Raw genomic sequence first — 26365 nt, forward strand, 5'->3', positions numbered from 1 at the left:
GTGCGTTGCACCTGGTGACCGGAAAGATATGAAGTCATAGTTCACATCTCAAGACCCTTCCGAGGTAAAGGTTGGGTCAACGCATAGGGTGGTGGGCCGTGAGACAGCACCAGACGGTGGGCGGCGCCCGAAAGGCCGTCTTCGCCCCGGTGGACAGCGGGGCCCGGGTCGACGCCGTGGTCCGCCGGATCGGCGACGCCATCGAGCTCGGCCTGCTCTCCGACGGGGAGCAGCTGCCCGGCGAGACCGAACTGGCGGGGCAGCTCGGGGTGTCCACGGTGACCCTGCGGGAGGCGCTGATGGCCCTGCGCCAGCAGGGTCTGGTCGTCACCCGCCGGGGCCGGGGCGGCGGCAGCTTCGTGGCCTCCCCCGAGGTGCCCGACCGGGAGCGGCTCACGGAGCGGCTGCGCCTCTGGAGCCCCGAGGAGCTGCGCGACCTCGGCGACCACTGGGCGGCCCTGTCCGGCACCGCCGCCGACCTCGCATCGCGGCGCACCGAGGACCACGATCTCGACCAGCTCCGCCGGACCACCGAGGAGCTGCGCGGCGCGCCGGACGCGGCGGCGCGCAGCCGGGTGTACGGCCGCTTCCATGTGGAGCTGGCCGCCGCCGCCCAGTCGGCCCGGCTCACCCGGGAACAGGTCGCACTGCAGGCGGAGATCGGGGCGCTGCTCTGCCTTGTGCTCGGCGACGACGAATATCGTGAAGAGGTGGCGGACCGTCACCGGTCCGTAATCTCGGCCGTGCAGGATGGGGCGCACACATCGGCCAGGGAGCTGGCCGAGCGGTGCGTACGGGACTCGACGGCACGGCTCATCGCCCTGCGGCTGGCCCTGTAGCCGCGCCGCGCCCGCTCCCCCGTCCGCCGGAGGGCACCATGAGCCGCGGCACCGTCCCCTCCGGTCCGGCGGCGGCCACGCTCGACGCCGCCGAGGAGTACGTGGCCGCGCGGGTCGGCCACGCCCTGGAGGCGGTGTTCGACGCCGTCGCGGCCACCCGCGCCGACACCGCCGCGCTGCTGGCCCGGGTGGCCGCCGAGGGCCGCCGGCCGGTGACCGCGGACCTGGCCGCGCTCCGCCCCGGGCTCCATCTGCGCCTCGCCCGGCAGGAGTTGGTCTCCGGTGTCGGGTTCGTGGCCGCGCCCGGGGTGCTGGCCGACGTCCCGGCGTGGCTGGAGTGGTGGCAGAGCGACGCGTCCGGGGACGTACGGCCGCTCCTCCTCGACCTGGACCCGCGCACCTCGGCCTACTCCGACTACACGCACTGGGACTGGTTCGCGCTGCCCCGGGAGACCGGGCGGCGGGCGGTGGCCGGGCCGTACGTCGACTACCTCTGCTCGGACGAGTACAGCCTCACGCTGTCCGCGCCGGTGGAGGTCGGCGGCCGGTTCCTGGGCGTGGCCGCGGCCGACGTGTACCTGCGGCACTTCGAGGCGGCCGCGCTGCCGTTGCTGCGCGAGCTGCCCGGACCCGCGCGGCTCGTCAACGCCAGGGGCCGGGTGGCGGCGTCGGCGGACCCGGCGCAGCTGGCCGGTTCGCTGGCCAAGGGGCCGGACTTCGCGGCGGTCCTGGAGAGCGGGCGGCCGGGCACGTTCGGCGGGCTTCGGCTGGTGCCGTGCCGGGGTGTGCCGCTGGTCCTGGTCGTGGCGGGCGGATGAGCCGGAGCCGAGACGGGTCGAGACGGCCCGGGGCGGGGTCGCGCGAGGGCTGAGCCGAGGCCGGCGTCCGGCCCGGCGCCGTCGGCGACCTGAACGCCGACGGTGCCGGGTCAGCCTTCGGGGACCGGGACGACGGTCAGATGGGCGCCCAGGCCGCCGGGCCGCCGGGAGCGGCGCGGGGCGGCGGGGCGGGGGGCGGCGCGCAGCACCAGGGTGTAACGCGCGTAGCCCATGTCCTGAAGGGTCTTGGGGGTTTCGCCGACGACCCGGCACTCGGTGGCGCCCAGCAGCGGGTCCGGGTGCAGCAGCAGCCGGACGGCTCCGTCGAGCTGCGCGCCGTCCTCGCCCACCGCGCGCAGCCAGTGCGGCAGGCCCTGCCGGAAGGCGGCCTCCATGATGGGGTCCTGGGCGATCTCCCGGCGGATCGACTGGAGTTCGTGGTCGTGACCGAACCGCTCCAGGGTCGCCTTGAACTGCGCCAGCATCGGCAGGCACCAGCCTGCCTCGTGGGCGCCGAGAATCGTTCCGGCATCCGGGTGGAACAGGACGAAACGCAGGAAGTTGTCCCCGGGCATCGCGGTGGGATGCGGGGCGACCGCCCGGAAAAGTGTCTCGAACGCGCCGTTGGCCAGCACCACGTCCCATCGGTGGTCCACCACCAGGGACGGGAAGGGGACGGCGTCCAGCAGTAGCACGTAGTCCTGGAGGTACGCCTGGGCCTCAAGGCTCTCGGGGACGGGCCGCGGCGCCGGCCGCCGCCCACCTGCCTGATATGCCATCGGGAGGTCACCCCTCTTGCCTATGCGGCCTTCTCGCGGCGTTGTGATCCTGCTGCCCCACCCTGAGTCATGTCAACTATCGTGGCATTTCATGCCTGTTGACGTCCGAAATTGGCCACAGTTGTGGCGAGACCTGGATGTGAGTTCGAACGACCCGCTAATCTCCGGGGGGTCGTGCGGGTGCCGGGACCTTCACGGCGCAGCTTGTGAGAAGCCCCTGATTCCCCTGAGAGACGTAGGAGTTCTGTCGGTGACGGATGGCTACGAGGATCCGGGCGCCACGGCGACCGCCCAGCTGCCGGCCGCCGTCGCCCGTGTCACCGCGCTCGCCGACCGGCTCGGCGTCGCGCATGCCGAGGTCCTCCACGTCGGACGGCTCTCCCACGCCTGCGGTGTCCCCGAGCCCGTGGTCCGGGCCCTGCTGACCGGCCGCCCCGCGGGCGAGCCCGACGTCCAGGCCCGCTTCCTGCAACGCCTCGACCTGCTGCGCCGCACCCGGCTCAAGCCGAACGGCCGCAAGCACACCCAGCAGGAGATCGCCGACGGCGCCGGCATGTCACGGCAGCAGGCGGGCGCCCTCATCAACGGCGACCGGCGGCCGACCATGGAGCACTGCGACGCCCTCCAGCGCTACTTCCGCGTGCACGCGGGGTTCCTCACCGCCGAGGACCCCGAGGCGCTCGCCGGCGCCCTGCAGCGCGTCGAGCAGGAGCTGCTGCAGAAGCTGGCCGACCGGGAGCGGGCCGCCGCCGAGGCCGCCGAGGACCCGCTGGAGCGGCTGCTGCAGGACCACGGGGTGCGCGGCATCGCCTGGCGGGCCGCCCAGCTGCCCACCGACCAGCACCGGGACAAGGTCGCGGAATGGCTGGACATGCTCCTGGAGAGCGTCAAGCGGCCCGAGTCGTGAGCCGACAGTCGTGAGCCGAGGGAGGAAAGTGGGCATCGGCAGGGACATGCGCCGGCTGAGCGGTGAGCTGGTCGGGGAACTGACCCTGCCCACGCCCGCCCCGCCGCAGGAGCTGTACCGGGCGCTGTGCGACGCGCTGGGCCGTCGCCGCGGCCGCCCCGTCCAGTTCCGTACGGCCGTCTTCCCGCCCGGCACGGCCAGCGGGCTGTGGCTGGACCTGGCCGACCGCGACCTGGTCGTCGTCGAGGAACGCACTGTGCCCGACCACCAGTTGGTGATCCTCGGCCACGAGCTGTGGCACATGCACGCCGAGCACTGCGGCCACGACGTGGAGGGGGTCGGGGTCGCCGCGCGACTGCTCGGCGCGGTCACCGGCACCGGCTCCGACGCGGGCACCGAAGCCGATCGGGCCGCGCTCCGGGCCGCCGTCCAGCGGGTGGTCGCCCGCACCCGCTTCGACCGGGCCGAGGAACGCGACGCGGAGACCTTCGGGCTGCTGCTGGCCAGCAAGTGCCGGACCTGGCTCACGGGTTCGGCGCTGCGCGGGCCGGTGCGACGGCACGACGTGGCGGGGCGCATCGAGGCGTCGCTGGGCTACCTGGGCAAGTGATCCGCCCCCGGCAGGGGCGGAACCATGTCCGCACGCCCGGGACGGGTGCCGGGCACGGCCGGTCGTCGTCCCGTCGTGGCGGCGGGGGATGCAGCGACCGGCGCGGCGCGGACTCAGGTGGCGCTGCGTTCGCTGGCCTCGCGCAGGTCACGTTGCGCGGCCGGGCCGGGTCCGGGGTCGGGGCGGCCGTCGAGGAGCAGGCTGCGCCAGTGCTCGCGGCTCCAGTCCGCCGGGGCGGTGGTGGCGGTGAAATCCTGGACCAGGGCGACGAACCGGGCGGGGTCGGCGTGGAACGGGAAGTGCCCGGCTCCCTCGAAGATCTCCAGCCGGGCGCCGGGCATCGCCTCGCGGGCGCGGTGGGCGTGCCGGACCGGGACCACGCTGTCGCGGTCGCCCCACAGGAGCATGGTCGGCATGCCCTCGGTGAGATAGCAGCGGTCCAGCATGGTGACGACCTGGCCGCGCCAGTCGACGACCGCGCGCAGGGTGCGCACGAAGGCGTTGCGGGAGGTCTCGTCGGGGAGCGCGTCGACCAGGGTGAGCAGTTCCGGGGCGTCCTGGCCGAGGCCGGTGTCCAGGAGCCTCAGCAGGCGTACGGCCAGGCCCACTTGGAGGCGCATGCCGGGCAGCCGCAGCGCCGACAGCAGCAGATGGGCGCCGGGGAGCGAGACGAGCCGGAGCGCCGGGTTGACCTCGCGGCCCACCCCGCCCGCGCTGACCAGGATGAGCCGCTCGGTGCGCTCGGGGAACTGGTAGGCGAACTGCATCGCGACTCCCCCGCCGAGCGAGTGCCCGACGAGGGTCGCGGACTCGATGCCCAGGGTGGTCAGCAGGTCCCGCACCCCGTTGGCGTAGGCGGCGACCGAGTAGTCGGCCCGCGGTTTGTCCGACTCACCGTGGCCGAGCAGGTCGGGGGCGATCACGGTGTGGGTGCGGGCGAGGTCGGGGATGAGCCGTGCCCAGGTCGCCGAGGAGTCCCCGATGCCGTGGACGAGGACCAGGGCGGGCCCGTCGCCTGCGATGCGGTAGGCGCGCCGGTAGCCGTGCACGACCCGGTGGCGCGTCTCCAGTTCGCCGTCGCCCACCGGGCGCAGGTGCGCCGTGCGCTGCGGACGGCTGGGCACCGCTTCTGGCACGGTCGGCCTCCCCCGCTGTCCCGGGCCCGCTGCGGCCCGGCCGGATTCGTCTCCTTCCAGGGTAGGAAGACTTTTCCCCGGGGAGTTTCGGTGAGGTTTCGCCTCCGCTAAGCGAGCGAACCGGGGCCCGGCACGGGGGCGTTGTCAGTGGTGACCGGCAAGCTGGGGGGTGCGCACCGCACACCCGGTGTGCCCGCGCCGTCCGGGCGCGTGACCACGACGACCGACGGGGAGAGCCGACCGATGCACACCGCCGTACTGACCGACCGTGAACGCGCCGCCGTCCAGGCCTATCTGCGCCTGCTGCACACCGTGCGCGCGGCCTTCGACGGACCGCCCGACGCCCCGCGCCCCTTCGTGGTGCCACCCGCCGTGCTCGCCGAGGCCGAGGAGGCCCTGGCCGGCGCCGGACTGGCGGGCAACGAGGAGGCGTTCTTCCGGCTGCTGCACGACTGGTGCCCACCCACCTGAGCCGACGGCGCGTCAGGGGTGCGGCACGACCACGGCCGAGGTCAGCATGCCGTGCCCCACGCTCCAGCGGCCCTCGAAGACCTCCAGTCGCCGCCCGCCGACCTCCGGGCCGGGGACGAGGAGGCGGGCGCGCAGGATGCCGTGCGGCCGCCCACCGGGCTCCGGGACGAGCTCTATGTCGGCCTCCATGAAGTCCAGCCACTTCCCGGTGAGGGGGAACCACGCCTTGTAGACCGACTCCTTGGCGCTGAACAGCAGCCGGTCCCAGTGCACGCCGGGCCGTGCGGCCGCGAGCAGGCCGAGCCGCTGCCGCTCGGCGGGCAGCAGCACGGCCTCGGCGACGCCCTCGGGCAGCGCGGCGTGCGGTTCGGCGTCGATGCCGAGGGAGGCCAGGTCGGTGGCGCGGACCAGGGCGGCGGCGCAGTAACCCTCGCAGTGGGTCATGCTGCCGACCAGCCCGTCCGGCCAGCGCGGGGCGCCGCGCTCGCCGCTCAGGACGGGCTGCGGCGGGACTCCCAGCTTCTCCATGGCGCTGCGGGCACAGGCGCGCACGGCGGAGAACTCACGGCGGCGCTTGGGCACGGCCCGGGCGACCAGCGCCGCCTCCTCGGGGTAGAGCGGGGCCTCGCGGATCGCCTCGTCACCGAGCATCTCCACGGCCACCACCGACTCCGGGAGCAGCTCCTCGATCACCGGTTCCGACCTCCATCGGCAGAATGCGGCGCAACCGGCCCGGTTCCCCGGACCGCTTGCGCCACTCGCGGGGATATCCCACGGAGACCTCTTCGAAGCGGACCCCGTCGAGCCAGGTGGTCCGGGGGATGTGCAGATGACCGTAGACCATGGTGGCGACACGGAACCGGCGGTGCCAGTCGGCGGTGCGGGTGGTGCCGCACCACATGGCGAACTCCGGGTACCAGAGCACGTCCGTGGGGTGCCGGTCCAGCGGATAGTGCCCCGCCAGCACCGTCGGCAGGTCCTCCGGCAGCTCGGCGAGCCGGCGCTCGGTCTCCTCGACCCGGGCGAGGCACCAGTCCTCGCGGGTCGGGTAGGGGTCGGGGTGCAGCAGGTACTCGTCGTTGCAGACGACGCCGGTGCCGTGCGCGTACGCGAGGCCCTCTTCCTTCGTGGCACAGCCGGCGGGCAGGAAGGAGTAGTCGTACAGCAGGAACAGCGGCGCCACGGCGACCGGGCCGCCGGGCCCCTCCCAGACCGGGTACGGGTCCTCGGGGGTGAGCACGCCCAGCTCCCGGCAGAGGCCGACGAGGTGCTCGTAGCGGGCGACCCCGCGCAGGGTGACCGGGTCCTTGGGGTGGGTCCACAGGTCGTGGTTGCCGGGCGCCCACAGCACCTTGCGGAAGCGGCCGGCGAGGGTCTGAAGCACCCAGCGGATGTCCGCGACGGTCTCCGCGATGTCACCGGCGACGATCAGCCAGTCCTCGTCCGTCTCCGGACGCATCTTCCCGACGAGCTCGCGGTTCTCCGGGTACGAGATGTGCAGGTCGCTGATGGCCAGCAACTGCCCGGCACCCGCCGTGGACTCCACCCCGTACCCCTTCCGATCACGTCGTCGGCCCCCACCCCAACACATTTCGGGGGCCGGGAACAAGAGCACCCGCCCGGGGGCGGGGCCGGGCTTCGGGCCGTCAAGGAAACCGGCGTGGACGGTGCAGGAAAACGCGCGTGGACAGTACGGGGAAATCCGTAACACTCGCGTTGCACGCGGGGCCCCTCGAAAGCCGTATGATCCCCCCAACACCACCGCCACGAACTTCCCTTCGCCCAGGGCGGTTTGGTGTCCCTCCAACCACCCTGCCCGGGCACGGGCCCGCTGACCCCTGCCCGAAAACCCCGAAAGGCGGCTTTAATGCGCTCTCGCGTACGCGTCTGGCTCAACCGCACGTACGCGGAGAACGTGTTCTTCATGGATCAGCTGCGGAGAAATCCCAGCGACCGGGCGGTCGAGATCCATGCGACGCACGGTGACGCCGACTCCCCCGTGCTGGCCGCCGCGGACACCGCCGACCTGGAGCCGGAGGGCCTGTCCCCGGCCGGCTACGTCGAGTACGCCCTCGACCAGTGCCAGCGCCGCGGCATCGATGTCTTCGTACCCCGGCTGCACCAGTCGGCGATCGTGGCCCACCGGGCCGACTTTGAGGCGATCGGCACGGCCCTGCTGGCGCCGACGCCGGAGGGCACCGCGGTCTTCGAGGACAAGGCGACCGCGTACGAGGCGGTGAGCTCGGTGGGCGTCCCGGTGCCGCCCTGGTCGCGGGTCCGCACGGCGGACGAACTCGTCGCCGCGGTGGAGGAGTTGGAGGCGGGCGGGCACAAGGCCTGCTTCAAGCCGGCCGCCGGTGCGGGTGGTGTCGGCTTCCGCGTGATCACGCGCGCCCCCTTCTCGCTCTTCCACCTCAACGGGTTCCCCGGCCCGTACGTCCAGCTCGACCTGGTCGTGGACGCGCTGCGCCGCGCCGACCAGCCGGTGGACTGGCTGGTGATGCCGCGCCTCGAGGAGCCGGAGGTGTCCGTCGACTGCCTCACCGGGCCGGACAACCGGGTCCGGCTGGCCGTGGGCCGCACCAAGAAGGGGCGCCGGCGCGGGTTCACCCTCGACGAGCAGTGGCTGAGGCCGGCGCGGGTCATCGCCGAGGGCTTCGGGCTGCACTACCTGTCCAACATCCAGTTCCGGATGTACGGCGACCAGCCGGTGCTGCTCGATGTGAACACGCGGCCGGCGGGCGGGTTGCACCAGCTGTCGCTCTGCGGGGTCAACGCGCCTTGGGCGGCCGTGCAGTTGGCGCTCGGCGAGGACCCCGGGGTGATCGAGCCGCCGTTCCTGGGGCAGGACTACGCGGTGGTGTCCGGGCCGAAGCCTGTTCTGCCGTCGGTTCCTGTACAGCGGGAAGAGGCGGAAGAGGTGGTGCTGCAGGCGGCGGTGCCTGCGCCTGTTGCTGTCGGGTCGGTGGAGGCGGCGGAGGCGCTGCCGCTGTAGGCACGACGCCGACTGCGGGTCCGTTGTGGCCGATCGCGCAGTTCCCCGCGCCCCTTTCGGGGCGCTTCATCTCACCGGTATGGACCAATTCACGTCTGTCTTCTTGACAGGCGGATTGGTCCATACCAACTTTGTTGCGCACCTCCTTGCACCTTCGTGCAACTCCCGAACACCCCCACTCCTTCAGGGAGATCGCGTGCGCAACTCGCTCAGACGTTCCAGACGTCGGATATTCGCCCTGCTCGGGTCCGCCGCTCTCGCGCTCGCCGGAGCCATCGCGCTGCCCGGTACCGCGCAGGCGGCCAACATCCTGTCCAACCCCGGTTTCGAGTCGGGGAGCCTCTCGCCGTGGTCCTGCTCCGGGAACCTCGGCTCGGTCGTGTCCTCGCCCGTGCACGGCGGCTCCAAGGCGCTCGCGGGGGCCGCGAGTTCCAGTGACAACGCCCAGTGCACGCAGACCGTCGCCGTGCAGCCCAACACGACGTACTCGCTCAGCGGCTGGGTCCGCGGCTCGTACGTCTACCTCGGGGTGACCGGCGGTGCGTCCACCTGGACGACCTCAACGTCCCAGTACAGCCAGCTGACGGTCTCCTTCACCACCGGGGCCTCGCAGACCAGCGCCCAGATCTACGTCCACGGGTGGTACGCCCAGGGGACGTACTACGCCGACGACATCAGCCTCGACGGGCCCGGCGGCAGCTCCGACACCCAGGCGCCCACCGCGCCCGCGAACCTCACCTCCACCGGGAAGACCTCGTCGAGCGTGTCCCTGTCGTGGTCGGCGGCGACGGACAACGTCGGGGTGACGGCGTACGACGTCTACCGCGGGTCGACCCTGGCAACGAGCGTCTCCGGGACCTCCGCCACGGTGAGCGGGCTGTCGGCCAGTACGGCGTACACGTTCACGGTGAAGGCGCGGGACGCGGCCGGGAACGTGTCGGCCGCCTCCAACTCCGTCTCCGTGACGACGAGCGCGGGCAGCGGCGGCGGGACCGGCTTCAAGCAGGCCGCGCCCTACCTGTACGAGGGCTGGGGCGACCCGCCGAACCCGGCCACGGTGATGAACGCGACCGGCATCAAGAACTTCACCATGGCCTTCGTGCTGGACTCCGGCGGCTGCACCCCGGCCTGGGACGGCAGCCGGGCGCTCACCGGCGGCGTCGACCAGAGCGCGATCAACCAGGTCCGGGCGGCCGGCGGTGACGTCACCCCGTCGTTCGGCGGCTGGCAGGGCAGCAAGCTCGGCGCCAACTGCTCCTCGGCGAGCGCGCTGGCCGGGGCGATCCAGAAGGTGATCGACGCCTACGGTCTGAAATCCGTCGACATGGACATCGAGAACACGGACGAGTTCGAGAACGAGGCCGTGCAGGCGAAGATCCTGACCGCCCTGAAGACCGTCAAGGCCAACAACGCCGGTCTGAAGACGATCGTCACCTTCGGGACGTCCACCACCGGCCCGACGTACTACGGCAACCGGCTCATCGAGCAGGCCCAGTCGATCGGCGCCGACATCGACGTCTTCACGATCATGCCGTTCGACTTCGGCGGCGGCTCCGACATGTACGGCAACACCGTGGCCGCGGCCGAGGGGCTGAAGACCAAGCTGAAGTCCACGTTCGGCTGGGACGACGCGACGGCCTACGCGCACATCGGGATCTCCGGCATGAACGGGCTGTCCGACCAGCAGGAGAACACCACCCCGGCGATCTGGACGCAGATCCGTGACTGGGGGAACTCGCACCACATCGCCCGGCTCGCGTTCTGGGCGGCGAACCGGGACCGCGGCTGCGCGGGCGGCGGCGTGGTGAGCAACTGCTCCGGCATCAGCCAGAGCGACTGGCAGTTCACCTCGATCACGGCCGGCTTCACCGGCTGAGCGAAGGCTGAGCGAACAGGAACCGTCGGCGTGGGGATGCCTAGACCGGGTATCCCCACGCCTTCGCCATCTCGGCGAGCCGGGGCGGGAGTTCGGCGGCCGGGTCGGCCTGGCGGGCGGCCTGGATCCGGCCGGACTTGATCTCCTTGCTCCAGTCGCCGAGCTTCGGCCTGAACGTGCCGTGGTCCTGCTTGCCGTAGTCGAGCATGCCGCTCTCCCACGGGACGCCGAGGTACTCGCAGAGGCCCCGGGTGACCCGCTCCGGGTCGGCGGTGAGGTCCTCGTACGTGATCACATGGGCGCCGGTGAGGTTCTGGCGGGCCTCTTCGAGCTTCTCGGCGTAGCTCAGCACCTCGGCGCGGATCGCCTCGTGGTCGGGGTCGGCGCGGCGGCTGGTCAGGGACCGGATGACGGCGCCGGGGTGGCGCAGCAGCAGGATGAACCGGGCCTCGGGCCAACATCGGTGCAGCCGGGGCCAGATGAGGGTGTTCGGCGGGGTCTTGTCGACGATGACGTCCTTGCCGCTGCGGCTGAGCTCCAGGTGCAGCACCCGGTCCCACAGGACGTGCTCCAGCTCCTCGCGGTCGAGGGCGAGTTCCTTCATGGCGTCCGCCGTGAACTCCCGGGACATGCGGACGTGCACCGTGCGCAGGTGCATCTCGTGCGGGGCGCGGATGCGGCTGTGGCTGTTCAGCAGGACCCGCAGCAGCGTGGAGCCGGAGCGCACCGAGGAGAGCACGAAGGCCGGGGACTGCACGAGGCGCGGGGCGAGCGGGGCCGTATACCCGTCGTCGGGGGCCTGCTGCGGCCGCTCGGCGGGGCGCTGGGTCGGGATGGCGTCCAGGGTCTTGCGCGGCGGGCTCACCGCCTGTGCCATGAGCCGGCCACGGCGCTTGAGCCCCTTGGCGATCGCTGACATTCGCGGGTCTCGCACGGTGATGCCTTTCTGTCGTCCCTGCCGTCCCGCATCCCAGGGGTGTCAGGCGAACCCAAGGTGTCCAGGAGGGAAACCGACAGGGTCACGGCGGCCCGAAAAGCCGCCGTGACCAGCCGACTTACCGTTCTCTTAATTCTTCATATGAGAAATCCAGACTTATAGCTCGAACCGGTTCAGAACCGGCCGGAACCGCGGTACAGCTCCAGCTCCCCGTCCAGTTCGACGGCGAGCACGGTGGCGTACGGGTCGAGGTCGGCCGCCGCCGGCGGGTCGATCCACAGCACACCGACCGCCTCGTGCAGCCCGCCGACCACCCGGTGACCGAGTTCGGTGCCGGTGCCGAGGACGGTGACCCTGTTCACCTTGGTCGCCAGGCCCCGGACGCCGATCTCGGCGCGCGGCGCGTCGAACAGGGTGAGGTAGAGGGTGCGCCGGTCGGCGGAGAGGGTGCTCGGGCCGTAGTGGTGCCCGGCCGGCAGGCCGCGTCCCGTCCCGTACACCGCCTCCGCGTGCCGGCGGATCCACTCCCCCAGCCCCTCCAGGCGCTCGACCTGCGGCTGCGGGATGGTGCCGTCCTCCATGGGACCGACGTCCAGCAGCAGGTTGCCGCCGCCCCCGACGGTCTCGGTGAAGTAGCGGATCAGCTGGGCGAGGGACTTGTGGTTGTGGTCGTGGTGCTGGTACCCCCACGAGTCGTTGATCGTCAGGCACAGCTCCCACGGGCCGTCCGGCGGCACGATGGGGGCGCCCTGCTCGGGGGTCGCGTAGTCGCCCTCGCTGAGCATCCGCGCGTTGAAGACGACGTGCGGGACGTACGACCGGATCAGCGCGGCGAGTTCGGGGATCCGCCACTGCTCCTCGCTGCGGTCCCACTCCCCGTCGAACCACATCAGGTCCGGCCGGAAGCGGGAGGCCAGCTCCGTGATCTGGCCGTCCCGGTAGGCGATGAAGCGTTCCCAGGCGGCCAGGTCCTCGTCCTCGGCCGCCACCTCCGAGTACCGGTTGTCCTCCAGCTCCGGCGGGCGGCCCGGCTTGCGCGTGGAGGCGTAGTCGGGATGGTTCCAGTCGGAGTGCGAGTAGTAGAGGCCGACCTTGAGGCCGTGCGCGCGCAGGGCCTCGGCGTAGGGGCCGAGGTAGTCCCTGCCGAGGTTGAGGTCGCCGTACCCGGTGTCCCACAGGGCCACACCGTCGTGGTGACGGCTGGTGAGTACGGCGTACTTCGCGCCGGCGCGGGCGAACAGGTCCGCCCACGCCTTCGGGTCGTACTTGGCGCCGGTGAAGCGGCCCAGCTGGGACATGTACTGGTCGTGCGGCACGATGTCGTCGTAGAAGGACCAGGACTCCTGGACCCCGTCCACGGCGTAGATGCCCCAGTGCACGAAGATCCCCAGCTTGGCATCGGTGAACCAGGGTTGCATGGCCATCCGGTCAGCTCCTCTGCAGGCGGAGGGTGAGGATCTGGAAGGGGCGCAGCGCGACGGAGACGGTGTCGCCGTCCACGTCGGCGTCCTCCAGGGGGCGCTCGAGGAGGTCGGTCACCCGGGCGCCGGCCAGCGGGAAGCCGGTGCGCAGGACGCCCCGGGCGCGGCCGCCCCGGGACTCGTAGAGGCGGACCACGACATCGCCGGAGCCGTCGTCGGCGAGCTTGACGGCCTCGACGGTCACGCCGTCGCCCTCCACCGAGACGACCGGCTGCGGCTCGCCCGCCGCGTCGGCCACCCGCAGCGGGAGGTTGAGGGCGTAGCCCTCGGCGACCGCGTCCCCGATGGTGGCGCCGGGCAGCAGCGCGTAGGTGATGCGGTGGCGGCCCTGGTCGGCGCCCGGGTCCGGGACGCGCGGGGCGCGCACCAGGGAGAGCCGGACCGTGGTGGTCGTACCGCCGTCCTCGCGGACCGTGCGGGAGACGTCGTGGCCGTACGTCGAGTCGTTGATGACGGCGACGCCGTAGCCGGGCTCCCCGATGTGCACCCAGCGGTGGCCGGAGACCTCGAAGCGGGCCGCCTCCCAGCTGGTGTTGGTGTGCGTGGGCCGCTGGACGTGGCCGAACTGGATCTCGGCGGAGGAGTGCGCGGCGCGGATGTCCACCGGGAAGCCTGCCTTGAGGAACTTCTCGGCCTCGTGCCAGTCGATGTCCGTCTCGAAGTCGATCCGGGGGCTGCCGGCGCGGACGGTGACCGTCTGGGTGATCGTCGAGCCGTTGCCGAAGGGGCGGGTGATGCGGATCGCGCCGAGCAGCGGGTCCGTGTCGACGACGGTGATCTCGGAGGGGTCGAGCAGGTCGGTGTAGCGGTTCTTGTAGTGCTTGTCGACGTCCCAGGCGTCCCAGTAGTTCGGGAGGTCGGTGTGCAGGCGGAGCAGGTTGCCCTGGCCGGCGAGGACCTCACGGTTCGCGCGGAGGTCGTACACCGACGACAGGGTGCCGTCCTCGGCGATCTCCACCCGGACGAGTCCGTTGTCGATGACCCGGCCGTCCACGGTCACCGGCCGCGGGGCCTCGGCGGCGGCCGTCAGCGGCGCGCTGCCGCCCGCGGGGACCTCGACGTACACCGGAGTGCCCGCGGTGTCCCGGACGACCTCCGCACGGCCGTAGGGGCTGGTGTTGAAGACCCGGGCCGCGCCGCCGCCCAGGGCGGTGACCGCCTCGGTGGTGAGCGCCTCCAGCTCCGCGGCGACACGCGCGTACTCGGCCTCGGCCTCGCGGTGCACCCAGGCGATCGAGGAGCCGGGCAGGATGTCGTGGAACTGGTGGAGCAGGACCGTCTTCCAGAGCCGGTCGAGCTTCTCGTGCGGGTAGCGGTAGCCGGGCGCGTGCAGCGCGGCCGTCGTCGCCCACAGCTCGGCCTCGCGGAGCTTGTGCTCGCTGCGCCGGTTGCCCTGCTTGGTGCGGGCCTGCGAGGTGTAGGTGGCGCGGTGCAGCTCCAGGTAGAGCTCGCCGACCCAGACCGGGGCGTCCTCGTACTCGGCGCGGGCCTTGGCGAAGAAGGCGTCCGGGTGCTCGACCTCGACGCGCGGGGAGCCCTCCAGGTCCTTCAGGCGGCGGGCCCGCTCCATGATCTCGCGGGTGGGGCCGCCACCGCCGTCGCCCCAGCCGAACGGGGCCAGCGAGCGCGTCGCACCGCCCTTCTCGGCGTAGTTGCGGACCGCGCGGGACATCTCCTCGCCGCTGAAGCGGGCGTTGTAGGTGTCGACGGGCGGGAAGTGCGTGAAGATGCGGGTGCCGTCGATGCCCTCCCACCAGAAGGTGTGGTGGGGGAACTTGTTGGTCTGGTTCCAGGAGATCTTCTGGGTGAGGAACCACTCGTTGCCGGCGAGCTTGGCGATCTGCGGGTAGGCCGCGTTGTAGCCGAAGGAGTCCGGCAGCCACACCCCCTTGGTCTCGACCCCGAAGTGCTCCATGAAGAACCGCTTGCCGTGGACGAACTGGCGGGCGACCGCCTCGCCGCCCGGCAGGTTGCCGTCGGACTCCACCCACATGCCGCCGACCGGCGCCCACTGGCCCTTCTTGACCGACTCCTGGATCCGGGCCCAGACCTGCGGGTAGTTGTCGCGGACCCACTCGTACTGCTGGGCCTGCGAGCAGGCGAAGACGAACTCCTCGTACTCGTCCGCCAACGATGTCACGTTGGAGAAGGTGCGGGACGTCTTGCGCTTGGTCTCGCGGATCGGCCAGAGCCAGGCCGAGTCGATGTGCGCGTGGCCGACGCCGGAGATGCGGTGGGCGCTGGCGTGCGCGGGCTTCGACAGCGCGGGCCTCAGGGCCTCGCGGACGGCGGCGGCCGAGCCGGAGACGTCGTCCAAATCGAGCAGGTCCATCGCGTGGTCGAGGGCGTGCGCGATCTCGTGCCGGCGCGGGTCGTGCTCGCCCAGTTCCAGCATCAGCTCCTTCAGTACCTGGATGTCCAGGTCGAGGTGCCAGACGTCCTCGTCGAGGACGGCGATGTCGGCGCGCCTGAAGGTGTAGAGCGGCTTGTCGCCGGCCGTCAGGACGTCGCCGAGCGGGGTCGGCGCCGCGAAGTCGTTGGCGAGGATGTCGGGGTTGGAGGCGGCCTCGACCAGGTAGTCGATCACCTCGCCGCCGGTCGCCGGGTTGGCGATCGCCACGTACTGGTTGAGCGGGTTGACGGCCTTCAGCGGGGTCCCGTCGGCGAGGTGGACCAGGGCCTCGGCCTGGTTGCCCGGCCAGTCGCCGACGAAGCCGAGGTCGATGACGGCCTCGACGCGGCGGCCCGCGAACTCGGCGGGCACCTGGCCACGCATCCGGAACCAGGTGGTGCCCCAGGGCGGACCCCACGGGGTGTCCATGGCGAACGGCTCGTACGCGGCGGCCGCGGCCTCCTCGAAGGAGACCGGCTCCCCCGGGGCCTGCCACGCGGCGACCTCGAAGGGGACGGTGGCCGCGTAGATCGCGGGCTTGATGCGCTGGTTGTGGAGGCGCTCTACGCGCTCCTCGATCCGGCGGCGTTCGTCGTGCATGGGAAGTCTCCAGAAGAGGTTTGGAAAGCGCTTTCCGAGCGGCTGGTCACTTAAGATACGCGAGGCCCGGGTGGACCCCGGTGTACCCCTCCACCAGCCGGCGGGCGACGTTCACCGAGTCGACCAGCGGGTGCAGCGCGAACGCCTTCACGGCCGTCGTACGGGAGCCGGACTCGGCCGCGGCGAGCACCTCGCGCTCGACCGCCTTGACCGCGCAGACAAGACCGGTGGCGTGGTCGGGGAGCGGGGCGACGGCGACCGGGTGGGCACCGTTGGCGTCGACCAGACAGGGCACCTCGATGACGGCCTCGCCGTCGAGGACCGAGAGGGTGGAGCGGTTGCGGACGTTGAGGATCAGGGTGGTGCGCTCGTCGCGGGCGATGGCCCGCATCAGGGCGAGGGCGACCTTCTCGTAGCCGCCGGAGAGGTCGTCGGCGTCGCGCTCGCCGGCGCCGGCCGTCTCCCGGTTCTCCGCCATGTAGGTGGCCTCGCGCTCGGCGCGGGTGCGGTCCCAGACGTCCAGGGCCCTGGCACCCGGGTCGGTGACCGCCTCGTAGAAGTGCGCCTGCTGGTCGCGGAGGAAGGCGCCGCGGGTCCTCTCGGCCTGCTGGTAGGCGCGGACGGCCTCGCGGTTGAAGTAGTAGTAGTGCAGGTATTCGTTGGGGATGGCGCCGAGGGACTGGAGCCAGTCGACGCCGAAGAGCTTGCCCTCCTCGAAGGAGCCGAGCAGGTCGGGGTCGGCGAGCAGGCGCGGGAGTTCGTCGCGTCCCTCGATGTGCAGGCCGCGGACCCAGCCGAGGTGGTTGAGGCCGACATAGTCGATCCAGGCCTCCTTCGGGTTCCCGCCGAGCACCCGGGCGATCCGGCGGCCGAGGCCGACCGGGGAGTCGCAGATGCCGATGACGCGGTCGCCGAGGTGCCGGGACATGGCCTCGGTGACGAGGCCCGCGGGGTTGGTGAAGTTGATGACCCAGGCGTCCGGGGCGAGCCGGGCGACCCGCCGGGCGATGTCGACCGCGACGGGCACGGTCCGCAGGCCGTAGGCGATGCCGCCCGCACCCACCGTCTCCTGGCCGAGGACGCCCTCGGCCAGGGCCACCCGCTCGTCGTTCGCCCTGCCCTCCAGGCCGCCGACCCGGATCGCCGAGAAGACGAAGTCGGCGCCGGTGAGGGCCTCGTCCAGGTCGGTCGTGGCGGTCACGGCGGGGGCGCCCGGGACGCCGGCCGCCTGTTCGGCCAGGACCCGGGCGACCGCGGAGAGCCGGCCGGCGTCGAGATCGTGCAGCACGACCTCGGTGACCCGCCCCTCGGCCCGGTCCGTGAGCAGGGCGCCGTACACGAGCGGCACGCGGAACCCGCCACCGCCCAGAATCGTCAGTTTCACGCTTGAGCCTTTCCTGCCAGGACCACCTCGACGCGGGCTTCCTCCAGGGAGGCCCGCGTCGCCGGGTCCACCGGCGCGTTGGTCACCACCATGTCCAGGTCCCCGGGACCGCAGACCTTCGCCATGCCCGTGCCCGGGAACTTGGCGGCATCGGCGAGCAGCACGACCTTGTCGCTCGCCCCGATCATGGCGCGCTTGACCGGCACCTCCACGACCGTCGTGTCCATCACCTGGCCGCCCGGGCGCACCCCGCTGGTCCCGAGGAACAGCCAGTCGGCGTGCAGCTGGCGCAGGTTGTCCTCGGTGAGGAACCCGACCAGGGAGCGGTACTCGCGGCGCAGCATGCCGCCGAGCAGCACCAGCTCGATGCCCTCGTCGTCGGCGAGTTCCTCGTAGACCACCAGGTTGCTGGTGATGACGGTGAGGCGGCGGCCGTGCAGCTGGCGGGCGAGCCGGAAGGCGGTGGTGCCGATGTCGAGCAGCACCGACTGGCCGTCCTTGACCAGCGCCGCCGCGCACGCGGCTATCGCGTCCTTCTCGGCCACCCGCACCTCGGCGACCTCGGCGAAGGGCTGGTCGCCCTCCTCGACGACGGCGCCGCCGTGGACACGTGTGAGCAGCCCGTCCTCCTCCAGCTTGACCAGGTCGCGCCGGATGGTGGCCGGACTCACGCTCAGCTGCTCGGAGAGGTCGGTCACAGAAGCGGGGCCACCGGCGCGCAGGGCCCGCAGGATGAGTTGGTGTCGTCGTTCTGCCAGCACGCGGCGAACACTACTCGTCATCTTCAATCAAATCCATGCTCAGTTCTGCTCGGGTATTGACCAATCTCTTCGATCGGCGCACGATTCCGGTCATCGAAAATGACGAGTTTTGACGAGAGGCTGCGCGCGTGGACGACGACAGGCCCGATGTGCTGCTGACCGGGCTGCTCTTCTACGACCTCGTCCTCACGGGGCTCGGCAAGCCGCCGACGCCGGGCGAGGAGATCTGGACGGCCGGCATGGGCTGCGGCCCCGGCGGCATCGCGAACCTCGCGGTGGCCGCGTCCCGCTTCGGCCTGCGCACCTCGCTGGCCACGGTCTTCGGGGACGACTTCTACGGCGAGTACTGCCGGGACGTCCTGTGCGACCAGGAGGACATCGACCTCTCGCTCTCCCGCACCGCGGACGGCTGGCCCACCCCCGTCACCGTCTCGCTCGCCGCCGGCCACGACCGGGCCCTCGTCACGCACGGCCAGGAACCCCCGTACTCGCAGGACACGCTGATGGGCGACCCGCCCGAGGCCCGCACCGCGCTCGTGCACATCGAGGCCGAGCCGCGCGAGTGGATCGCCAAGGCCGCGGCGAACGGCACCCACGTCTACGCCGACGTCGGCTGGGACCCCACCCAGGAGTGGTCCCGCGACCTGCTCGACCAGCTCGCCCTGTGCCACGCCTTCCTCCCGAACGAGACCGAGGCGATGGCCTACACCCGCACCGACACCGCGGTCGCGGCCCTCGGCACGCTCGCGGAGCTGGTGCCGGTGGCGGTCGTCACCCGGGGCGGGGACGGCGCGGTCGCCGTCGACCAGACCACCGGCGAGTACGCCGAGGTCCCGGCCCTCCCCGTCGACGTCCTGGACGCCACGGGCGCCGGGGACGTGTTCGGGGCGAGCTTCGTCACCGCCTCCCTCGGCGGCTGGCCGCTGGCCGAGCGGCTGCGGTTCGCGGTCCTCGCGGCCGGGCTCTCCGTACAGCACCACGGCGGCGCCCTCGCGGCCCCCGGCTGGTACGGCGTCGACCGCTGGTGGCGCTCACTGACCGATCCCGAACTGAGGAAGACCTACGGCTTCCTCGCAGACCGCCTGCCGGCGGACGTGGGCCCCCCGGTGCACCACGCCCCGGTCACCCCGCCCGCCCGGCAGCCCTGACCCACACCCGTCCGCAGCCCGACGCCCCACCGTCCAACGCCCCACCCCCCACCGCCCCACCGCCCCACGATCCACAGCACCAACGCCCCTCAGTACCACGAACAGGAACAACAGGAGTGACCCGTGGACCTTTCACGTAGAGGCTTCCTCCAGGCCGCCGCACTCACCGCGGCCGCGTCCGGCCTGACCGTCGCATGCGGCGGCTCCGGATCGAGCGGTACCAAGAACGGCAAGAACCTCACCCTGTGGTACTGGGGCGGTGCGCTCAGCGACAAGGTGGTCGCGGAGGCGAAGACCCACTTCAGCGGTTCGGTCAAGCTGACCGCCTCCTCCATCGGCGGCGACTTCAAGCAGAAGCTCACCACCACCCTCGCCGCGGGCGGCTCCTCCGTGCCCGACATCACCGGCATCAAGGGCGAGGACATGGCGTCCTTCCTGCCCAACGCCTCCCGCTTCCTCGACCTGAACGACCTGGGCTTCAAGAAGCTGTCCTCGCAGTACCTGGGCTGGAAGACCAAGCTCGCCCAGACCAGCGACGGCAAGCAGATCGGCTTCCCGATCGACATCGGCCCCACCGCGCTCTTCTACCGCGAGGACCTGTTCGCCAAGGCCGGCGTCGCCACCGACCCCGACAAGGTGGCCGCCCTGGTCACGACCTGGGACGACTACTTCACGCTCGGCACCGAGCTGCAGAAGAAGAACCCCGGCACCTTCCTGGTCAACAACATCAGCTCCGTCTTCAACATCGCGGTCGGCCAGGGCACCCAGCGGTTCATCGACAAGAACAACCACTTCATCGGCGACCAGGACCACATCCGCAGCGCGTGGACCACGGCCGTCCGCCCCTACACCCTGGGCATCGACGCCAAGATCAACGACAACAGCTGGAACGCCGCCGTCGGCAAGAACCTCCTCACCGAACTCGGCGCGGCCTGGCACGCGCTGGACATCGAGCAGGCCGCGCCCCAGACCAAGGGCAAGTGGCGGGTCTGTGCGAACCCGGTCGGACCGGCCAACCAGGGCGGCTCCTACCTGGCGCTGCCCAAGCAGTGCCGGAACCCCGAGGAAGCCTTCAAGATCATCAGCTGGATCCTCAGCCCCACCAACGACGCCCGCGGCTTCACCGACGCCGCCATCTTCCCGGCCGCCCCGGCCGCGTACGCCATGCCGGCCATGACCGGTCCCGACGCCTTCTTCGGCGGGCAGAAGATCATCGAGGTCTTCGGCCCGGCCGCCAAGGCGATACCGGACAGCTACGAGGCACCGGCCGACGCCGCCGTCATGGCCCCGTACATGACGGAGCTGACCAACATCGAGGCCAAGGGCAAGAAGCCCGACGACGCCTGGAACGACGCGGTCAGCCAGGCCAAGCAGATCGCCCGGCGGCAGGGGGTGAACTGAGGTGACGTCACCTCCGGTGACCGGTCCCGCCGCGGTGCCCGAACACCGCGGCGGGCCGGGCCCGGCCCGGTTCCGCCCGCGGCGCGCCACGCCCGCGGGCACCACCGCACGGCCCCGGCGGCGCGGGCCGCTGTCGTACTGGCGGCAGTACCTCGCGATCTCGCCCTTCTACCTGATCTTCGCCGCGTTCTCCTTCTTCCCGGTCTTCTACTCGCTGTACCTGGCCTTCCAGCGCTGGGACGGCCTCGGCGACATGCAGTTCGTGGGCCTGCAGCAGTTCAGGTTCCTGTGGTCGGACCCGGTCTTCTGGCTGTCGATCCGCAACACCCTGGTGATCTGGGTGCTGTCCACCGTGCCCACCCTGCTGGGCGCCCTGGTGCTGGCGACGCTGCTGCACTCGGTGCGCCGTTTCAAGGGCTTCTACCGGATCGCCCTCTACGTACCGAACGTCACCTCGATCGTCGCGGTGGCGATCTTCTTCGGCGCGGTGTTCAGCAACAACTTCGGCCTGGTCAACGCGATCCTGGGCACAGTCGGCATCTCGCCGGTGCCGTGGCTGAGCAACCCGTGGCTGATCAAGGTGGTCATCTCGCTGCTGATGACCTGGATGTGGACCGGCTACAACATGATCATCTACCTGGCCGGTCTCCAGGCGATCCCGACCTCGATCTACGAGGCGGCGAAGATGGACGGCGCCGGCCCGGTCCGCACGTTCTTCCAGATCACCATCCCGATCATGCGGCCGATCATCCTGTTCACCGTCATCATCTCGACGATCAACGGTCTGCAGAGCTTCAGCGAACCCCAGGTCCTGTTCGCCAGCAACGCCGCCAACGCGAACCTCGGCGGCCCGGGACAGGCCGGTCTGACCACGCTGCTGTACTTCTACCAGTCGGCCTTCCTCAACAACGACTACGGCTACGGCGCGGCCATCGTGTGGGCCTTCTTCCTGCTGATCATCGTCCTCGTCGCCGTCAACTGGCGCATCACCCAACGAGGGAGGAAGCCGTGACCACAGCCGACCCGGCAGCCGGCCCGACGCGGCCGGCCCCGCGCGCGAGGCGGCTGCGCCGCCCCAAGGGCCTGACCGCGCACATCATCCTCATGGCGGCCGTCCTGCTCTCGGTCTTCCCGTTCCTGTGGACGATCGTCATGGCGACCAACACCACCCAGGACATCTACAAGAGCCCGCCGAAGTTCACCTTCGGCTCGCACCTGCTGGAGAACATCCGGCACGTGCTGAACACCATCGATTTCTTCGGGTCGATGCTCAACACGGTCATCGTCGCGACCGTCACCACCGTCCTGGTGCTCTTCATCGACTCGCTGGCGGCCTTCACCTTCGCCAAGTTCGACTTCCCCGGCCGCAAGGTGCTCTTCGGCACGCTGCTGCTGTTCATGATGCTGCCGCTGCAGCTGGCGATCCTGCCGCAGTTCATCCTCATGTCGAACATCGGCTGGGTCGGCATGCTCAAGGCGCTGATCCCGCCAGCCCTGGCCAACGCCTTCGGCATCTTCTGGCTGCGCCAGTACATCGAGAACGGCGTGCCCGACGAACTCCTCGACGCCGCGCGCATCGACGGCGCCGGGTTCTTCCGCCAGTACTGGAACATCGCGCTGCCGATGATCAGGCCCGCGCTGTCCTTCCTCGCCATCTACGCCTTCGTCGGCGCCTGGAACGACTACGTCTGGCCGCTCATCGTGCTCACCAACCCCGACCACGTGACCCTCCAGGTGGAGCTGGCCCAGCTCAACGTCGGCCACACCACCGACTACAGCATGGTCATGGCCGGGGTGCTGATGGCCTCCCTGCCGCTGGTGCTGGTGTTCGCCATATTCGCCCGCGGTTTCATCGCGGGCGCCACCGAGGGTGCGGTCCAGGGCACCTGACCCGCGCGCGACAGAGGAGGGATCCGGTGAGGGACATCGGCCGGGACGGCAGGGTACTCGTGGTGGGCATGGACGGGCTGCGCCACGACCGGCTGACCCGGCCCGGTGCCCACGCGCCCGTCCTGCACGGCCTCATGGCATCGGGCGCCCACGGCACCAGCCTGCTGCCGTACGGCGAGGCGGACGGCCAGGCCGGGGACGGGCCGTCCACCAGCATGGCCTACACCGACTCCGGCCCCGGCTGGTCGAGCGTGCTGACCGGGGTGTGGCCCGACCGGCACGGGGTCACCGGCAACGACTTCGCCGGCGCCGACTACACCCGCCATCCCGACTTCCTCAGCCGCGCCGCCACCGCCCGTCCCGGTCTGCGCACCGCGGCCGTGGTCTCCTGGCCGGAGCTGGTCCACCGCGGCACCCTCGGCCCCGCCATCGGCCGGCGGGTGCACCACGACGGCGAGAGCGACGGCTACGCGGCCGCGGACGAGCTCGTCGCCCGCACCGCCGTCCGCTGGCTCACCGAGCACGACCCGGACCTGGTGTTCGTGTACTTCGGCGCCACGGACGAGGCCGGCCACGCCACCGGCCCGCTCTCCCCCGCCTACGACGCCGCCCTGCTCGCCCAGGACAGCCACCTCGGACGCCTGCTGGCGGCCGTCGGCGCCCGGGGCTCCGGCGAGCGGTGGACCGTACTGGTCACCACCGACCACGGCCACCTCGACGCCGGCGGCCACGGCGGCGACACGCGTGCCGAACGGGAGGTCTTCGTGATCCTGGCCGAGCCCGGCTCGCCCGGCGGCACCCTGCTCGACGCCCCCCGCCTCATCGACATCGCCCCCACCGTCCTGGACCGGCTCGGCATCCCCGTCGACCCCGCCTGGGCCTGGGCGGGTCGCGTCCTGCCCGGACCCGCCACGTCACCCACGCCACCCACGCCACCAGAGAAGTGAGCCACCAGCCGATGAACGGTCCGTCGATCCCCGGGCCCCGGCCCGCCGATCCCCTGATCGCCCTCCGCCCCTGGGAAGCCCCCGAGGTGACCTCCTGGGGGCGGCTCCCCATGAACGCCGTCGACCGGCGCGCCGGAGCACTCCCCCTGGACGGCGACTGGCACTTCCAGTTGCTGCCAGCTCCGGACGCGGCGGTCGGCGGCTCCTGGTCCACGGCCCACGTCCCGGGCGCCTGGACCGTGCAGGACACCGACGACCTGCCGCAGTACACGAACGTCACCATGCCGTTCCGCGAGTTCCCGCCGGGCTCCCCGGCCGCCAACCCGACGGGGGTCTACGAGCGTGAGCTGGACGTGCCCGCGGAGTGGGCCGGGCGCCGGATCGTGCTCCAGGTCGGCGCCGCCGAGAGCGTGCTCCTCGTGCACGTCGACGGGCGGCCGGTGGGCGTCTCCAAGGACTCGCACCTGGCGGCCGAGTTCGACCTGACCGACGCCGTCCGCCCCGGCGCGCGGTCGGCCCTCAGGCTCACCGTCGTCAAGTGGTCGGACGCCTCGCACGTCGAGGACCAGGACCACTGGTGGCACGGCGGGATCACCCGCTCGGTGCTGCTGTACGCGACCGACCCGTTCCGGCTCGCGGACGTGACCGTGCGGGCGCGGCGGGACGGCGACCTGCGCGTGGACTGCCAGGTGCGCAACGCGGCCGGCGACGGGTCGCTGCCCGGCGGCTGGTACGTCACCGGGGACCTCGACGGCGAACCGCTCGCGCAGGACGCCGAGTTCGACCGGCTCAACACCGAGGACGACCGGGTCTCCGACTTCCTCGGCGAGGCCCGCATCCGCGCCGCCGTGCCGGAGGTGCGCACCTGGAACGCGGAGCAGCCCGAGCTGTACGGGCTGACCGTGCGGCTGCACCGCGCGGACGGCACGGTCGCCGACACGTCGTACCACCGCGTCGGCTTCCGGGACGTCGAGATCGTCGGCCGGGACCTGCTCGTCAACGGCGAGCGGGTGTTCATCCGGGGCGTCAACCGGCACGACTTCCACCCCCTCACCGGGCGGACGGTGTCCTACGACGACATGCGCACCGACCTCGTGGTGCTGAAGCGCTTCGGGTTCAACGCCGTCCGCACCTCGCACTACCCGAACGACCCGGCCCTCTACGACCTCGCCGACGAGCTGGGCCTCTACGTCGTCGACGAGGCGGACATCGAGTCCCACGACCACGCCCACGAGATCGCCGACGACCCGCGCTACCTGAACGCCTTCGTGGACCGGGTCTCGCGGATGGTGCTGCGCGACAAGAACCACCCGTCGATCATCATCTGGTCGCTGGGCAACGAGTCCGACTACGGCGCCAACCACGACGCGGCGGCGGGCTGGGTCCGGCGGCACGACCCGACCCGGCCCATCCAGTACGAGGGGGCCGCCAAACTCGGCTGGGCCGACCCGGACGTGGCCTCCGACATCGCCTGCCCGATGTACGCGGCACTGGAGGACTGTGTCGCCCACGCCCTGTCCGGGGAGCAGACCAAGCCCCTGATCCAGTGCGAGTACTCGCACGCCATGGGCAACAGCAACGGCACGCTGGCCGACCACTGGGCCGCCATCGAGTCCACTCCGGGTCTTCAGGGCGGGTTCATCTGGGAGTTCTGGGACCACGGAATTCTCCAGCGGGTGAGCGACGGAAGACCGGTCGGGCGCGCGGGCGCCGGACTGTACGACAACGGTGTCGCCGCGCCCGGCCACCGCTGGGCGTACGGCGGCGACTTCGGCGAGGCCCTGCACGACGGGGCCTTCGTCGCGGACGGGATCGTCTTCCCCGACCGCACCCCCAAGCCCGCGATGTACGAGCACCGGGAGATCGCGGCGCCGGTCCGCATCCGGTGTTTCCGTCACGAGGGCATCGTCCTCGCCAACCACCAGCACTTCCGGGGCTTCGACTGGCTGGCCGGCACCTGGGAGCTGGCGCTGGCCGACGGCCGTACCCTGACCGGCCCGGCCGAGCTGCCCGAGCTGTGCCCCGGCGAGACGGCGGCCGTACCGCTGCCGTTCGAGGTGCCGGCGGACGGCGGTGAGGCGTGGCTGACGCTGCGGGTGACGGTCGCCGAGGACCAGCCGTGGGCACCGGCCGGTACGGAGCTCTGCGCGCCGCAGATCCGGATCCGGGCGGCGGACCCGCTCGGGCCGCCGGTGCCGGCGGGGCCCGCCGTCGAGGTGGACGGCGAGGGACTGCTGCTGCATCCGCTGCTGACCGCCGCGCCGGCCCTCTCGCTGTGGCGGGCGCCCACCGACAACGACGAGCTGGGCGGGATGGCGCTGCGCTGGCGCGCCTGGGGCCTGGACCAGCTGGTGCGCAAGGTGGTCTCGGTACACCGCGACGGCGCCCGGGTGACCGTGCTCGCGGAGTACGCCGGCACGGTCGGGGTCGTACGGCACCGGCAGGAGTTCACGCCGGTCGAGGGCGGGGTCCGGGTCGACGAGTCGGCCGAGCTGCCCGAGGAGTTCGCGGACGTGGCCCGGGTCGGCTCTGTCTTCGAGACGGCGGCCGGGCTCGATCTGCTGGAGTGGTTCGGTCAGGGTCCCTGGGAGTCGTACCCCGACCGTGCCGCCGGAGCCCCGGTCGGCCACCACTCCCTCCCGGTGGACGCGTTGTTCACCCCGTATCTGCGGCCCCAGGAGAGCGGCGGCCGGCACGGCGTACGGCGGTTCACGCTGTCGGCGCCGGACGCCACCGGACTCGCGGTCGAGCTGGACGAGCCCCGCCAGGTCTCCGTCGGCCGCTACCGCGCCGAGGACCTCACCGCCGTCGCGCACCACGACGAACTCGTACCGCGGGCCGGCTGTGTGGTCCACATCGACGCCGCACACCGGGGCCTCGGTACGGCGTCGTGCGGCCCCGACACCTTCCCCTCCTACCTCGTCGCACCGGGCGTCCACCGCTGGAGCTGGACCCTGCGCGTCCTCTGAGAACCGTCTGCCGAGATCCGTCTT

The 26365-nt window shown here is 71.8% G+C and carries 22 protein-coding genes; 13 read left to right on the plus strand and 9 right to left on the minus strand.

Features of this window, described 5'->3' with window-relative positions:
- Positions 1–98: 98 nt before the first annotated feature.
- Positions 99–839, plus strand: coding sequence for a FadR/GntR family transcriptional regulator (locus ACFY6U_RS12290; RefSeq protein WP_390037265.1), 741 nt, complete (start codon positions 99–101; stop codon positions 837–839).
- A 38-nt stretch (positions 840–877) separates the two neighbouring features.
- Positions 878–1657, plus strand: coding sequence for a cache domain-containing protein (locus ACFY6U_RS12295; RefSeq protein WP_390037267.1), 780 nt, complete (start codon positions 878–880; stop codon positions 1655–1657).
- Between the two features lie 110 nt (positions 1658–1767).
- On the opposite strand, the gene ACFY6U_RS12300 is transcribed toward ACFY6U_RS12295, so the two are convergent.
- On the minus strand, positions 1768–2436 hold the full coding sequence (locus tag ACFY6U_RS12300; RefSeq protein ID WP_351496198.1) for a hypothetical protein: 669 nt from the start codon (positions 2434–2436) through the stop codon (positions 1768–1770).
- A gap of 250 nt (positions 2437–2686) precedes the next feature.
- Here ACFY6U_RS12300 and ACFY6U_RS12305 point away from each other — a divergent pair, with 250 nt between their 5' ends.
- Together ACFY6U_RS12305 and ACFY6U_RS12310 are read left to right on the plus strand one after the other, a co-directional pair.
- On the plus strand, positions 2687–3343 hold the full coding sequence (locus tag ACFY6U_RS12305) for a helix-turn-helix domain-containing protein (protein WP_390037269.1): 657 nt from the start codon (positions 2687–2689) through the stop codon (positions 3341–3343).
- Positions 3344–3389: 46 nt separating this feature from the next.
- Positions 3390–3953: a toxin-antitoxin system, toxin component gene (locus ACFY6U_RS12310; RefSeq protein ID WP_390037645.1), complete on the plus strand. Its 564-nt coding sequence runs from the start codon at positions 3390–3392 to the stop codon at positions 3951–3953.
- 113 nt (positions 3954–4066) lie between these two features.
- Here the strand turns inward: ACFY6U_RS12310 and ACFY6U_RS12315 are convergent, their stop codons facing one another.
- Positions 4067–5089 (minus strand): alpha/beta fold hydrolase, encoded by a 1023-nt coding sequence (locus tag ACFY6U_RS12315; protein ID WP_390037271.1) that lies wholly within the window; start codon positions 5087–5089, stop codon positions 4067–4069.
- Positions 5090–5332: 243 nt separating this feature from the next.
- On the opposite strand from ACFY6U_RS12315, the gene ACFY6U_RS12320 reads away from it, so the two are divergent.
- Positions 5333–5560, plus strand: coding sequence for a hypothetical protein (locus tag ACFY6U_RS12320; protein WP_351496258.1), 228 nt, complete (start codon positions 5333–5335; stop codon positions 5558–5560).
- A gap of 12 nt (positions 5561–5572) precedes the next feature.
- On the opposite strand, the gene ACFY6U_RS12325 is transcribed toward ACFY6U_RS12320, so the two are convergent.
- Complete coding sequence (locus tag ACFY6U_RS12325; RefSeq protein WP_351496192.1) at positions 5573–6253, minus strand: 4'-phosphopantetheinyl transferase superfamily protein; 681 nt, start codon at positions 6251–6253, stop codon at positions 5573–5575.
- Complete coding sequence (locus tag ACFY6U_RS12330; RefSeq protein ID WP_390037273.1) at positions 6201–7106, minus strand: metallophosphoesterase family protein; 906 nt, start codon at positions 7104–7106, stop codon at positions 6201–6203. The genes ACFY6U_RS12325 and ACFY6U_RS12330 overlap by 53 nt, the downstream gene beginning before the upstream one ends.
- A 321-nt stretch (positions 7107–7427) precedes the next feature.
- On the opposite strand from ACFY6U_RS12330, the gene ACFY6U_RS12335 reads away from it, so the two are divergent.
- Together ACFY6U_RS12335 and ACFY6U_RS12340 are read left to right on the plus strand one after the other, a co-directional pair.
- Positions 7428–8555, plus strand: coding sequence for an ATP-grasp domain-containing protein (locus tag ACFY6U_RS12335; RefSeq protein ID WP_390037275.1), 1128 nt, complete (start codon positions 7428–7430; stop codon positions 8553–8555).
- Positions 8556–8751: 196 nt separating this feature from the next.
- Positions 8752–10431, plus strand: a complete 1680-nt coding sequence (locus tag ACFY6U_RS12340) for a carbohydrate binding domain-containing protein (RefSeq protein ID WP_390037277.1) — start codon at positions 8752–8754, stop codon at positions 10429–10431.
- Positions 10432–10471: 40 nt separating this feature from the next.
- Here ACFY6U_RS12340 and ACFY6U_RS12345 read toward each other — a convergent pair whose 3' ends face one another.
- The 5 genes from ACFY6U_RS12345 to ACFY6U_RS12365 all read right to left on the minus strand — a co-directional run bounded on the left by ACFY6U_RS12345 (position 10472) and on the right by ACFY6U_RS12365 (position 17986).
- Positions 10472–11350 (minus strand): sulfotransferase family protein, encoded by an 879-nt coding sequence (locus ACFY6U_RS12345; protein WP_390037279.1) that lies wholly within the window; start codon positions 11348–11350, stop codon positions 10472–10474.
- Positions 11351–11541: 191 nt separating this feature from the next.
- The gene (locus ACFY6U_RS12350; protein ID WP_390037281.1) at positions 11542–12792 is read right to left on the minus strand and encodes an alpha-L-fucosidase; all 1251 of its coding nucleotides are present in this window, start codon (positions 12790–12792) and stop codon (positions 11542–11544) included.
- A gap of 4 nt (positions 12793–12796) precedes the next feature.
- Positions 12797–15841 carry an alpha-mannosidase gene (locus ACFY6U_RS12355; protein ID WP_390037283.1) on the minus strand — a complete coding sequence of 1015 codons (3045 nt, stop codon included), beginning with the start codon at positions 15839–15841 and terminating at the stop codon, positions 12797–12799.
- A gap of 46 nt (positions 15842–15887) precedes the next feature.
- Complete coding sequence (locus tag ACFY6U_RS12360; RefSeq protein WP_390037285.1) at positions 15888–17225, minus strand: 6-phospho-beta-glucosidase; 1338 nt, start codon at positions 17223–17225, stop codon at positions 15888–15890.
- Positions 17222–17986: a DeoR/GlpR family DNA-binding transcription regulator gene (locus ACFY6U_RS12365; RefSeq protein WP_351496176.1), complete on the minus strand. Its 765-nt coding sequence runs from the start codon at positions 17984–17986 to the stop codon at positions 17222–17224. Before ACFY6U_RS12365 ends, ACFY6U_RS12360 begins: the two co-directional genes overlap by 4 nt.
- Positions 17987–18114: 128 nt before the next feature.
- Here ACFY6U_RS12365 and ACFY6U_RS12370 point away from each other — a divergent pair, with 128 nt between their 5' ends.
- From ACFY6U_RS12370 to ACFY6U_RS12395, 6 genes are all read left to right on the plus strand, one after another.
- On the plus strand, positions 18115–19134 hold the full coding sequence (locus ACFY6U_RS12370) for a carbohydrate kinase family protein (RefSeq protein ID WP_351496174.1): 1020 nt from the start codon (positions 18115–18117) through the stop codon (positions 19132–19134).
- Between the two features lie 123 nt (positions 19135–19257).
- Positions 19258–20535, plus strand: coding sequence for an ABC transporter substrate-binding protein (locus ACFY6U_RS12375; protein ID WP_390037287.1), 1278 nt, complete (start codon positions 19258–19260; stop codon positions 20533–20535).
- A gap of 34 nt (positions 20536–20569) precedes the next feature.
- The gene (locus tag ACFY6U_RS12380) at positions 20570–21547 is read left to right on the plus strand and encodes a carbohydrate ABC transporter permease (RefSeq protein WP_390037647.1); all 978 of its coding nucleotides are present in this window, start codon (positions 20570–20572) and stop codon (positions 21545–21547) included.
- Between the two features lie 92 nt (positions 21548–21639).
- Complete coding sequence (locus ACFY6U_RS12385; protein WP_351498473.1) at positions 21640–22425, plus strand: carbohydrate ABC transporter permease; 786 nt, start codon at positions 21640–21642, stop codon at positions 22423–22425.
- A gap of 68 nt (positions 22426–22493) precedes the next feature.
- Positions 22494–23372 carry an alkaline phosphatase family protein gene (locus ACFY6U_RS12390; protein WP_390037649.1) on the plus strand — a complete coding sequence of 293 codons (879 nt, stop codon included), beginning with the start codon at positions 22494–22496 and terminating at the stop codon, positions 23370–23372.
- Positions 23373–23383: 11 nt separating this feature from the next.
- Positions 23384–26341 (plus strand): glycoside hydrolase family 2 TIM barrel-domain containing protein, encoded by a 2958-nt coding sequence (locus tag ACFY6U_RS12395; protein ID WP_390037289.1) that lies wholly within the window; start codon positions 23384–23386, stop codon positions 26339–26341.
- Positions 26342–26365 lie beyond the last annotated feature (24 nt).

The organism is Streptomyces sp. NPDC013157 (genome assembly GCF_042899865.1).
Lineage (GTDB): Bacteria > Actinomycetota > Actinomycetes > Streptomycetales > Streptomycetaceae > Streptomyces.